This is a genomic window from Larsenimonas suaedae, from assembly GCF_023712105.1.
Classification (GTDB): Bacteria; Pseudomonadota; Gammaproteobacteria; order Pseudomonadales; family Halomonadaceae; genus Larsenimonas; species Larsenimonas suaedae.
The window spans coordinates 608148-620390 of sequence record NZ_JAMLJI010000002.1; the positions used below are offsets into that span (position 1 = coordinate 608148).

The following is a 12243-nucleotide window of genomic DNA, read 5'->3' on the forward strand; positions in this document are numbered from 1 at the left end:
AACATTTTGTTAACGCGATTACCCAGGCCTCAAGACGCCCGCCTCAGGGCGATACGGCCAACATCGGTGCATATGTGGACCTGGCTACACCGCAGTTGGGCATGCTCTCGCCCTACACGGCCTCACCGTCGCTCGCGCCCTCGGTCATCGTATTCATAGCTTATTGAATTGTTTGAACAACAACCGAGCTGGCACGCAAATTTCATTGTATCGACTACCGGCCACCGACGGCCGGGCACTCGACAACGATGCACGGTCAGCCACGTGTGGGTACGGATCGTCACGGACCGCCCCGCATCACGTCAGGCAACGGCGCCTGATGCCATGAAGCCCCCGCTTCATGGCATCGGGCGCTTTTTTTTGCGTGTCTCGGCACGCGCGGCACGAGGCTTCGGCTGCCCACACGCACCCTCTACGGGAGATCGACATGACACGCGACACCGACACGCACCTCGTCGTCATCGGCAACGGCATGGCCGGGCACCGGCTGGTCACCACGCTGCTGGCCCGAAAGGATCGCCCGGCCCGCATCACGGTACTCGGCGAGGAAGCCTCACACGCCTATAACCGCATTCTGCTCTCCCCCTGGCTGGCCGGTGAGCTGGGTCGCGATGAGCTCGCCCTGCCCGCCATGGTCGCCGAGGGCGTCGAATGCCGACCGGGGGCACGGGTAATCGATATCGACCGTTCAAGCCACACCCTCACGCTCGAGTCCGGCGAGCGCCTGCACTACGACCGGCTGGTCATCGCCACCGGCGCCCGGCCGACGCTGCCCGAGGTGCCAGGCATCCAGCTTGGCAACGTCGGTACGTTTCGAACGGTGGAGGACGGCGAGTGGCTGAGACAGCAAGCCCCCGGATCCAACGCAGTCGTGATCGGTGGCGGCCTGCTGGGGCTTGAAGCCGCGGAAGGGCTTCGAAAGCTCGGCGTGCACGTCACCGTGCTGCAGCGAAGCGACCGATTGATGAACCGCCAGCTCGACGCCGTGGCTGCCGGCTGGCTTGAGCAGACCCTGACCCGGCGCGGCATCACGATCAACACCGGCGCCGAGCTTGCCCGGTTTGATGGCGACTCGAACGGCAACGTGCGCTCGCTGACCCTGCGCGATGGCCGCACGCTCCCGGCTGACTGCGTGGTGGTGGCCGCCGGCATCACGCCGAACGCGACACTTGGCCGGCTCGCCGGTCTTGAGGTGAGTCGCGGCATCTGCGTCGATGAGCATCTGGCCACCCGGGACCCGGCCATTTTCGCCCTCGGCGAATGCGCCGAGGTAGATGGGGCCACCATCGGGCTGGTCGAGCCGATCTGGCAGCAGGTCGAGACGCTGGTCGATGTGCTGTGCCACCGGACGCCCGCGCCCTACCAGACGCTCCCCTCCCCGACCCGGCTCAAGGTCGCCGGCATCGATCTCTACGCCTTCGGCCCGGTCGAGCCGAGCGAGGGCCTGGAGACGCTGACCTATGCCGACCCCGAACACGGCGATTACCGCCGGCTTTTGATCGACAACGACCGCATCAAGGGTGCCGTCCTCTACGGCGACACCCGCGACGGCCCGGAACTCTTTCGCCTCGCCACCACCGACACCGCGCTGGGCAAGGCCCGCGCCCTGCTGATTTTCGGCGCCCATGACGCCATTCAACGCCTTGAGGAGGTTGCATGAACACGCCCAACATCCATCCGACACCCCATGACGCCGACGCCTCATCAATGCCGCGACTGATCGTCATCGGCAACGGCATGGTCGGCCATTACTTTCTGGAGCAGTTGGTCGAGCACGGCGTCCACAAGCGCCTTGCCATCACGGTCTTCGGCGAGGAGCGCCACCGCGCCTACGACCGAGTACACCTTTCGGAGTACTTCAGCGGCCGCGACGCCGAGGCGCTGTCGCTCGGCGACGCCGACTTCTGCGCCCGCCACGGCATCGCGCTGCATCTGGGTGAGCACGTACTGTCGATCGACCGTCACGCCCAAACCGTCACCACAGAACGTGGCGATCACGCCTACGACCGACTGGTGCTGGCCACCGGCTCCTACCCGTTCGTGCCGCAGATTCCCACCGTGGATGACGGCACTGGCCACGCCGGGCTGGTCTATCGCACGCTGGACGATCTTGACCGCATCCGTGAGGCCGCCGCTGGCGTGGCCGAGAGCGACCAGCGGCGCGGTGTGGTGATCGGCGGTGGGCTGCTGGGGCTGGAAGCGGCCAATGCGCTGACCTCGCTCGGGCTCGAGGCGCATGTGGTCGAGTTCGCGCCGCGCTTGATGCCGGTGCAGCTCGACGACGAGGGCGGCCGGGCGCTCAAGCGTCAGATTGAAGCGCTCGGGGTGCACGTGCATGTCGATCACGCCACCACCGAGATCACCCGCGGCGAGCGCCATCGCTACTGCATGCATTTCAGGGATCACGAGCCGCTCGAGACCGATCTGATCGTGTTCTCCGCCGGCATTCGCCCGCAGGATCGGCTGGCACGCGAAAGCGGGCTGACCCTGGGCGAGCGCGGCGGCATCGTGATCGATGACACCTGTGTCACCTCCGACCCATCGATCTACGCCATCGGCGAGTGCGCGCTCTGGAGCGGGCGCCTGTTTGGACTGGTCGCTCCGGGCTACACCATGGCCCGCACCGTGGCCGGTTCGCTGGCAGGCCTTGAAGGCGCATCGTTCACCGGGGCCGACATGTCGACCAAGCTCAAGCTGCTCGGGGTCGATGTCGGCTCGATCGGCGATGCCCACGCCACCACCGAAGGCGCCGTAAGCTATCGCTACATCGACGAGGCCAATCACGGTTATCGCCGACTCGTCGTCTCCGCCGACGGCAGGACCGCAATCGGCGCGGTGCTGGTCGGTGACAACCGCTATTACGACACCCTGCTGCAGTACGTACAAAACGGCATCGCGCTGCCGGAGGACCCGGCGAGCCTGATTCTGCCGCACAGCGAGGGGGCGCCGACGCTTGGCGCCGATGCCCTGCCCGAGACCGCGATGATCTGCTCCTGTCACAACGTCACCAAGGGGGCGGTGTGTCAGGCCGTCGAGGGCGGCTGCGGTGACCTTGGAACGCTCAAGGCCGAGACCCGCGCCAGCACCGGCTGCGGCGGCTGCACGGCGCTCCTCAAGCAGGTGTTCGAGCATGAGCTGGAAAGTCGCGGCATCGAGGTCGACAGAAGCCTGTGCGAGCACTTCGCCTACACCCGCCAGGAGCTCTACGGCCTGATTCGGGTCGAGGGCATCAAAAGCTTCGAGGCGCTTCACTCACGACACGGCAAGGGCGAGCTTGGCTGCGATATCTGCAAGCCGGCGGTGGCCTCGATTCTGGCGTCCTGCTGGAACGCCCCGATCACCGACCCGTCGCTGGTGCCGCTGCAGGACACCAACGACACCTTCATGGCCAACATGCAGAAAAACGGCACCTATTCGGTGGTGCCGCGCATTCCGGGCGGCGAAATCACCCCCGACAAATTGATCGCCATCGGCGCGGTGGCAAAGAAATATGCGCTCTACACCAAGATCACCGGCGGCCAGCGCATCGATTTGTTCGGCGCCGAGCTGCAGGATCTGCCGGAGATCTGGCGCGAGCTGATCGAGGCCGGGTTCGAGACCGGCCACGCCTACGGCAAATCGACCCGCACGGTGAAATCCTGCGTCGGCAACACCTGGTGTCGTTACGGCGTGCAGGACAGCGTCGCCATGGCGCTCACCATCGAGAACCGCTACAAGGGCCTGCGCTCGCCGCACAAGCTCAAGTTCGCGGTGTCCGGCTGCACCCGCGAGTGCGCCGAGGCCCAGAGCAAGGATGTCGGCGTGATCGCCACCGAGCACGGCTGGAACCTCTATGTCTGCGGCAACGGCGGCATGCGCCCGCGCCACGCCGAGCTGTTCGCGACCGACCTGGACGACGCCACCCTGCTCAGACTGATCGACCGCTTTTTGATGTTCTACATCCGCACCGCCGACCGGCTGCAGCGCACCTCGGTGTGGCGCGAAAACCTCGAAGGCGGGCTCGACTACCTGAAGGACGTCATCATCAATGACAGCCTGGGCCTTTGCGAGGCGCTGGAGCGCCAGATGCAGCACGTAGTCGATCAGTACGAATGCGAGTGGGCCAACGCCCTCAAGGACCCGGACAAGCTCAAGCGCTTTAGAACGTTTGTGAACGATCAGCGCCGCGACCCGGACATCATTGCCGTCTCCGAGCGTGACCAACCGCGCCCGGCCCGACCTGAGGAAATCGCGGCCCTGACGGTGGAGGTGACCTCATGAGCACACTCACCGCGCACCACGCCACCATTACGCTCTGCCACCGCCGGGATCTGGTCGCCCACTCCGGCGTGGTGGCCTGGCATGACGGCCATCAGATCGCGCTGTTTTATCTGCCCGGTCAGCCCCGGGATACCGACGTACCGGATCGGTCCGAGGCACTCTACGCGGTGGATAACCACGATCCGTTTTCCGGCGCCAATGTGATCGGACGCGGCATCGTGGGCAATGTGGGCGGCGAGCGGGTGGTGGCCTCGCCGATCTACAAGCAGCACTTTCGGCTGCGCGATGGGGTCTGTCTCGAAGACTCCGAGCAGCCCCTGACCGTCTGGCCGGTGCGCTTTGACGGCGACGCCGTGGTACTCGAGACGAAAACGAGCGAGGAAACGAAGTAAGCCGGCCGTCCTTGAGATCGAATAGCCCGATCAGGCCGGGTCGATGGTCAGCACCAGCCGCGACTGCCCGGGGGCGACGTTCGGGCTTCGGTGCACCAGCGCCCGGTCTTCACTGCCGACCCAGCCGGTCGCAGTGAAAGCGCGAGCACATCGCCTCATTCATTGAGGCGTATCGGCTACACCCGAATAATGGCCTCCCACCTTTCATAGATTACTTCTGCCCGGTCTGCGTCTCCGCAAGCCTGGCTCTGTACGGCGTAGCCAAAATCGTCATGAGCATGTAGGGCTTTGAACTCGCAGGCAATGTAGTCGCGTAGATCGTCGGGTTGCACAGCCTGAATCTCATCGACCAGTTCAATACGGCCATCTACCAGGTTCAGAATGTCTTCGAGATCGTGGCTTTCCAGAGGGTTGTTGTTACCCCGCCCCTTATAAGCCTCCAGTTTGGTAGCCGCAAACAGTGGGGGGCTAACCACGCGGATGGAGATGGTGTCATCCAGCGCCCTGTACTCAGCCGTTTCGAGAGCGAGTTGATACCACTTGTTGCTGAAACCCAATACGCTACTATCATCCGGCATCAAGTCCACGCGAAGATCACCCAACTTCATGGCGCAGATTGGCATGGGGCCATCCTCCAAAGAGGATTCGGTAAATCCTCGCTTTTTCATTTCATCCTTGAAATTACTTAGAGCTATATAGCTCATCACGCTGACAATGATGTCAACATCGTCGGTACTGCGGACCTGCCCTCGTGTGAAGTCATCAGTCAAAAGCAGTCCGGTCGTGCAGCCTCCCACGAAGGCCACTTGTTCGAGCAATGTGTCTCCCAGTGCTTCTGCCACCGTGCGCAGCATAGAGCGTTGATTCTCGAATAGACTCATTCATCCGATCCTTAGATACGTTGCCAGCTTTTCTGTAGCAAGTTTGCTCTCACGCGGGCGTCCTAGGCGGATGGTATCCACCAGCGCCAGCATTGCATATAGATCACGATCCCGGCGTACCGCATGGGGCACGCCCTTGAACAAAGGCTCAATGGACTGTCCCTGGCTGTTTCCGCGAGCATCCGGCCAGACCATGATCAGCTCACCAGAGCTGAACAGCTCGCCTTCCAACGCTGGTGAGGCGAACGTTGTCGCAATGCCGCGTGCAAGAGGCCCGGGCTTGACCGGAAACACATATCTCGCCGCATGGACAATGAAGTTGTGCAAAGCTTGGCGATTGACTCGAGGTAGCCCTGTCACCCGATCCTTCCGAATAAGCCCCATGCCTTGGCAGTTCTGTAAAGCCAGTGAGATTTGGCTTTTACTTATGCTTGTAGCTCGGGCGAGGGCTCGCACGGTATAGCTGTCGGCGTTTTGACCATACTCGTAATACGCTGTGAGGGTGTAATCTTCATTGTCCCCCTCGGTCCAGTCACACCAGTCTTGAGGCAGCGCCCGAAACTCCTTGAGTGACACTTTTTCGTGCTCTTGAGCCTCTCTATCGTTTAGAGCAACCAGCTTTAAAAGCAAACCTAATTCTTGACCTTTCATTTTTCTCCACCCACGCTCGTCCTGCGTCCTAGGACAAGGGACAAGATCGTCCAAAAAAAGCAGAAATGTCAACAAATAATTACAGAGCAGAAAGATATAGCAGCAACTTGTGGTCTAACGCTGCAAGCGGAGGCAGGTACTGTCTTCTGTCTGAAAGATTATGGTTGCTACGCTGTCCTGTTCATTGAACAGGAGCGAGTCATGAAAGGCCGTTATGAGCTTTCTGACCAGCGATGTCAGAAGCCTTTTCCCAAAAAATATCAAATAGGGTGAAACTTGACTCAATCATTAAAGACAACAGTGCCCACTCGAAAGTGGGCACTGTATGCAACATGATGAAGCGGTCATCAGTTTTTGGCCTTTGCCGCCCGCCACGCATGCAGCTTCTGGTAACTCGTGATCAGCCGCTGATGCCGATCAATGCCGTCGAGGTTCATATTGGTCTCGGTGAGCCCGTAAAACCGCACGTCGCCGTTGATGGAGCCGACGGCGGCGTTGATCTTTTCCTCACCGAACATGCGCACAAGGTTTCGGTGGTAGTCCTCGAACTCCAGTTCGTCATCCAGCAATATCTCGAGCACGGCGGTGAGGGCCTGATAAAAGAGGCCGCGGTCGCGGGTGTTGTCGTTGAACTGCAGGAACATCTGCGTGCGGTCGAGCGCATCCTCGTACTGGCCGAGGTCGAGGCTGATGAGGAGCTTCAGCTCGGCAATGGTCAGCTCGGACCAAACGGTGTTGTCGTCGAACTCGATGCCGATCAGCGTGACGATCTTCATCTGCTCGTCGAGTTCGCTTTCCTCCAGCCGCTGAAGCAGGTCCGCGAGCTGATCTTCCTCCAGCGCGTGCAGGTTCAGGATGTCTTCGCGGTAGGTGAGCGCCATGTTGGTGTTGTCCCACACCAGATCGTCCACCGGGTACACCTCGGAATAGCCCGGCACCAGAATGCGGCACACCGGTGCGCCGAGGTCGTCGTGGTGAGTGACGTACGCTTCATGGCCGTCTTCCGCGAGAATACCGAACAGCCGCTCGGCCTCGTCACGGGTCTCACCGGAGAAATCCCAGTCGCAGAATTCGACATCCGCGCGGGCGCTGAAGAAACGCCAGGAGACCACGCCGGAGGAATCAATGAAGTGCTCGACGAAGTTGTTCGGCTCCGCCACCGCCTGGGAGTTGAAGGTCGGCTGGGGCAGGTCGTCCATGCCCTCGAAGCTGCGGCCCTGTAGAAGCTCGGTCAGGCTGCGCTCGATCGCGACCTGAAGGCTCGGGTGGGCGCCGAAAGAGGCGAACACGCCGCCGGTGCGCGGGTTCATCAGCGTCACGCACGCGACCGGATAACGCCCGCCTAATGATGCATCCTTCACCAGCACCGGAAAGCCCTGGGCTTCCAGCGCATCGATGCCGGCCTTGATGCCGGGGTAACGCGCAATTACTTCTTCCGGTACGTCCGGCAGCGCGATTTCCTGCTCGATGATCTGGCGCTTCACCGCCCGCTCGAAGATTTCGGAGAGGCACTGCACCTGCGCTTCCGCACGCGTGTTGCCCGCGCTCATGCCGTTACTCAGATACAGGTTCTCGATCAGGTTCGAGGGGAACCAGACCGTCTCGCCATCGGAGTGGCGGGTGAACGGCAGCGCGACGATGCCACGATCCGCCCGCCCGGAATTGGTATCGATCAGGTGCGAGGCCTTGAGCTCGCCCTCCGGGTTGAAAAGCTCGAGGCAGTGATCGTCCAGAAGCCCTTCCGGCAGGGCGTCATCCGGCCCCGGCTGGAACCAGCGCTCGCTGGGGTAATGAACGAAATCGCTGCCGGCGATCTCGGGGCCGAAGAACTGGTCGTTATAGAAGAAGTTGCAGGAGAGCCGCTCGATGAACTCGCCCAGCGCCGAGCACAGCGCGGCTTCCTTGGTCGAGCCCTTGCCGTTGGTGAAGCACATGGGGGACGCCGCATCGCGGATGTGCAGCGACCACACGTTCGGCACGATGTTGCGCCAGGATGCGATCTCGATCTTCATGCCGAGGCGCTCGAGGATGCCGGTCATGTTGGCGATGGTCTGCTCCAGCGGCAGATCCTTGCCTTCGATCCAGGTGCTGGCGCGCTCCCCTTCGTTATCGACAGAACCGCCCATCAGCAACGCCTGAGCATCCTCGTCGATGTTCTCGACCACTTCGATCTGGAACTCGGGGTTATTCTGGATTACTCGCTTGACCGAGCAGCGCTCGATGGAGCGCAGAATGCCGGTGCGGTCTTTTTCGGAGATGTCGTCCGGCAGCTCGACCTGAATGCGGAAGATCTGGTTGTAGCGGTTTTCCGGGTCAACGATGTTGTTCTGGGAGAGCCTGATGTTCTCGGTCGGAATCTCGCGGGCGTTGCAGTACACGCGCACGAAGTACGCCGCGCACAAGGCAGAGGACGCCAGAAAGTAATCGAACGGGCCGGGCGCGGAGCCATCGCCCTTGTAGCGGATCGGCTGGTCGGTGATGACGGTGAAGTCATCGAACTTCGCCTCCTGTCGGAGGTTGTCGAGGTAGTTGACCTTGATTTCCATGAGGTAGAACCGGGTTGGTGACGGGTGTCGCTCGGGGCGAATTGCCCGCCATTATCCGGATTTGAGGGGGGGATGTCTTGGGGGAGTGTTTACTCTCTTCTGACGGGTCCGGTGTGCTTTTCTTTTAAATATTTTGAAGTTCTTTCTATATATGGGAAGAGAAATTTTTCATTAATGCCAACTTTGTCTAATTGCTTTATTATTTTATTTTTATCCTTACCCTTTATACATATTTTCCTGATTGAAAAATTTTCTGTTCCCTCTAAAAACGCATTCTCACCAAAAATAAAAAATGCGCCCGACTGGGCAATTATACGAGAATCAGACATCCTAGGCTTTACAAAAAATATCTTATTTAGGTTATCCGATTTAATTCTATTTTCAAAGAAAGGTTTCTCATGCTTAACAAAGCCCGCTAACCTGTCCAAAATATTTGCCACATCAACGCCTGAGGATGATTCACTATCATCAATAGAGGCAACTATTTTTTCTTTTTCTAAAAACCTCAAGTTATACAAATTAGAAATACAACTTACCGAATCCGACTCGGGATATTTAACCTCATTATTAAGAACTTTAAAAACGAAAACTTCTCCAGCACTATCTTCAACTTCAGAGCAAGCAAAATACAAAGCAACCAATGGGTTTGATGTAATATCTAAAAGTCTAGTAGGCAATGAGTAATGCTGCATTCTTACTAACTTATCGAAGGCACAACCATCTTTTTCGAAATCCTTGTGGTTAGCTATCAAAATTTCATTACATAGCTCATACTCTTTTTCTTTATTAAGAATAGATTCCTCGTTAACTCTAAATAGAGAGGGAGTTAGCTGATAGCCTGAAGATGCTTGCCCTCTAAAATACCACTCATAATCTTTACTACTTTCTAGCTTCGACAAAAACTCTATGAAGTCACTCAAAGATTCTATCTTATCTAGATAAACCTCTAAATCTTCTCCGAACTCATTATCAATCAGATCATCTGAAAAATCAGAAATAGCATCTTGTACCGCTTGAACCTTTTTGAGATCAACACTCTTTAAGGCCCAATGTGTTCTATAAACCTCACCCCCTCTAAACTTAATATCTAATACATCTGAAATCGACTCAACCAAATCGTAATTTAAACCACTCAAAACCTCATATGAAACTCTAAAAAAACTATAGTTTCTTTCTATGCTTTCTATTTTTACCACATAAAATTTTGAACCAGCGCCTTCAGAAGCGATCAAACACGGATAATCTCTTAAACTCAGGATATCACTTTCGTTAAGATTCTTATATTTCTCAACTAACTTTTCCTCTGTATACTCTAAAAAACGACTCTTATCTATATCGATAAAACCACATTTTATTTCATGATTATACTTTATAATCAGGTTATACATAGGGGCTTAATTCCTATTGATACTTATATAGACACCACTTTCATCAAACACTAACCGATACACCCCACGCACGCCATTCGGCCCGACGATTCGATGCAGCGCCCTCGCGGGAAAGCGCACGCGGCGGCCGTCAAGGCTGCGGGCGTCGATCCAGTCGGCGTGGCCGGCGTAGTAGCGGCGGCACTGATCGAGCGTGAGCGAGAGGGAAATATCGACGTGGGGCATGGCGGCGCCTGGTAACGTAATGATCCGGGCTCTATCGGCACGGGCGGGGTCTACTTTAGAGCGAGTGCATTTATCGGCCATTCGACCATGGATGAAGGCCACATGTGAGTAGCCCGTTTGAGCGCCCATAAAAAAAGGGAGCGATCAGTGATCGCTCCCTTTGCTGAACGTCTAACCAAAGCCCTTAGGCATGGGCCGGGGCCGGCCGGGCGCTGGCGCGCGATGTAGACGGCCTTACCGCATTACTTCTGCTAGGGCTTGAAGGTGCGGTGCCGCCGCCGGTGTAGTCGTGCGCGCTGAGCCTGAACTGCGCAACCGCAGCGACGAGCTCGTCGGCCTGGCTTCGAAGGCTTGCGGCAGCGGCGGCGGATTCCTCGACCAGAGCGGCGTTTTGCTGGGTGGTGTGGTCAAGCTGGGTGATGGCCTGGCTGACCTGCCCGATCGCCGAACTCTGCTCGCGGCTGGCGCCGCTGATTTCGCCAACAATATCGCTCACGCGCTGAATGGAGGTGACGATTTCACCCATGGTGCGGCCGGCGTCGTCCACAAGGTTTGTGCCCTTGCCGACCCGCTCGACGCTCACCTCGATCAGGGCCTTGATCTCCTTGGCGGCGTTTGAGCTTCGCTGGGCGAGCTCACGTACTTCGCTTGCCACCACCGCGAAGCCACGGCCCTGTTCCCCGGCGCGGGCGGCTTCCACCGAGGCGTTCAGCGCCAGAATGTTGGTCTGGAAGGCGATGCCTTCGATCACGGCGACGATGTCGCTGATCTGGGTGCTGCTTTCGTTGATCTCCTGCATGGTCACGACGACCTCGCTCACCACATCGCCGCCCTGACGCGCAGTTGCGCTGGCATTGACGGTGAGCTGGCTTGCGGTCTCGGTGTTGTCGGCGTTCTGGGTGGCACTCGAGCCCATTTCTTCCATCGAGGCCGAGCTCTCCTCGAGCGCGGAGGACTGCATCATGGTGCGCTGGCTCAAGTCATCATTGCCCTGCGCGATCTGGGCGCTGGCAGCGGCGACGCTTTCGGCGTTGCGGCGCACGTTGGTGACCACACCGGCAAGGCCTTCCACCATCTCCTGCTGGGCGCGCAGAAGCTGGCCGAGCTCGTTGGTGGAGCGCGGCTCGACGGTGGTGGTGAGATCACCACTCGCCACCGCTTTTGCCTGCTCGACGGCCTGGCCGAGCGGCCGGGTAATGCCGCGGGTAACCACAACACCCACCACAATCGAAATCACGATGGCGAGAATACCGAGCACCAGCGTGATGAGCATGGCGTGCTCGAACTGGGCGGTGCTGCGCGCCATCACGGCCTGCGCCGCGACGAGCTGAATATCGATCAGCTCACCGATGACGTTGCTGATCGGGTCGATCGAGGCGTACAGCGCCCCATCCTGCGCGTCGAGCTGGCCCGCCACCTGCCCTGAAAGGCTGCCGAGGGTGGTTTCCAGGGCGTCCAGCGCCCGGTTGGCCTCCACGAACCGCGCTTCGGCCTCACTTGCCTTGGCCGCTTCCTGCGCCGTGAGCGTTGTCTGCATGTAGGTGCCCCAGTGGCTTGCGATCACGCCTCGGGCATTTTTCACGGCGCCCAGTGCGTCTTCGGCGCTCATGATCCCGGCGTTGGCCTTGTTGACCGCATCGATCACATCGACGGCGTAAGCATCCGCGATGATCTTGAGTTCCTTGAGGGGCACGATGCGGTCACGGTACATCGACTCCATGTTGTCGTTGGCCGCGCGCAGGCTCATTGAGCTTACGAGGCCACTGAGCCCTAAAAACAGAACCGCGACCAGAAAACCCAGCCCGATCTGTTTGCTGATGGATAGATTCTTAAGCTTCATGGTGCCTCCAAAGCGACTCGGTTCGCGTAGATGCGCCGACTCAGGGGTAGATGAGCGGTA

10 protein-coding genes are annotated in these 12243 nt (G+C 58.9%); 3 read left to right on the forward strand and 7 right to left on the reverse strand.

Annotation, left to right across the window (positions count from 1 at the left end; all coding sequences use genetic code 11):
• Nucleotides 1-427: 427 nt before the first annotated feature.
• Genes NAT49_RS08665 through nirD form a run of 3 tightly spaced genes read left to right on the forward strand, consistent with a single transcriptional unit; the run spans nt 428 to nt 4652 of the window.
• Entirely contained in the window at nt 428-1660 is a 1233-nt protein-coding gene (locus NAT49_RS08665; RefSeq protein ID WP_251593249.1) for an NAD(P)/FAD-dependent oxidoreductase, read from the forward strand.
• On the forward strand, nt 1657-4260 hold the full coding sequence (nirB, locus tag NAT49_RS08670) for a nitrite reductase large subunit NirB (RefSeq protein WP_285836065.1): 2604 nt from the start codon (nt 1657-1659) through the stop codon (nt 4258-4260). Before NAT49_RS08665 ends, nirB begins: the two co-directional genes overlap by 4 nt.
• The gene (nirD, locus tag NAT49_RS08675; protein ID WP_251593251.1) at nt 4257-4652 is read left to right on the forward strand and encodes a nitrite reductase small subunit NirD; all 396 of its coding nucleotides are present in this window, start codon (nt 4257-4259) and stop codon (nt 4650-4652) included. Before nirB ends, nirD begins: the two co-directional genes overlap by 4 nt.
• A gap of 30 nt (nt 4653-4682) precedes the next feature.
• On the opposite strand, the gene NAT49_RS08680 is transcribed toward nirD, so the two are convergent.
• From NAT49_RS08680 to NAT49_RS08710, 7 genes are all read right to left on the reverse strand, one after another.
• The gene (locus tag NAT49_RS08680) at nt 4683-4811 is read right to left on the reverse strand and encodes a DUF1826 domain-containing protein (RefSeq protein ID WP_251593253.1); all 129 of its coding nucleotides are present in this window, start codon (nt 4809-4811) and stop codon (nt 4683-4685) included.
• A 17-nt stretch (nt 4812-4828) separates the two neighbouring features.
• Nucleotides 4829-5533, reverse strand: a complete 705-nt coding sequence (locus tag NAT49_RS08685; protein WP_251593255.1) for a hypothetical protein — start codon at nt 5531-5533, stop codon at nt 4829-4831.
• A complete protein-coding gene (locus NAT49_RS08690) occupies nt 5534-6184 on the reverse strand; it encodes a hypothetical protein (RefSeq protein ID WP_251593257.1) in 651 nt (216 codons plus the stop codon). It abuts the gene before it with no gap.
• Between the two features lie 347 nt (nt 6185-6531).
• The gene (locus NAT49_RS08695) at nt 6532-8730 is read right to left on the reverse strand and encodes an OsmC domain/YcaO domain-containing protein (RefSeq protein WP_251593259.1); all 2199 of its coding nucleotides are present in this window, start codon (nt 8728-8730) and stop codon (nt 6532-6534) included.
• Nucleotides 8731-8819: 89 nt separating this feature from the next.
• Nucleotides 8820-10118 (reverse strand): FRG domain-containing protein, encoded by a 1299-nt coding sequence (locus NAT49_RS08700; RefSeq protein ID WP_251593261.1) that lies wholly within the window; start codon nt 10116-10118, stop codon nt 8820-8822.
• Between the two features lie 6 nt (nt 10119-10124).
• Nucleotides 10125-10343 carry a DUF2835 family protein gene (locus NAT49_RS08705; RefSeq protein WP_251593263.1) on the reverse strand — a complete coding sequence of 73 codons (219 nt, stop codon included), beginning with the start codon at nt 10341-10343 and terminating at the stop codon, nt 10125-10127.
• A 184-nt stretch (nt 10344-10527) separates the two neighbouring features.
• Complete coding sequence (locus NAT49_RS08710) at nt 10528-12183, reverse strand: methyl-accepting chemotaxis protein (RefSeq protein WP_251593272.1); 1656 nt, start codon at nt 12181-12183, stop codon at nt 10528-10530.
• Nucleotides 12184-12243: the final 60 nt, after the last annotated feature.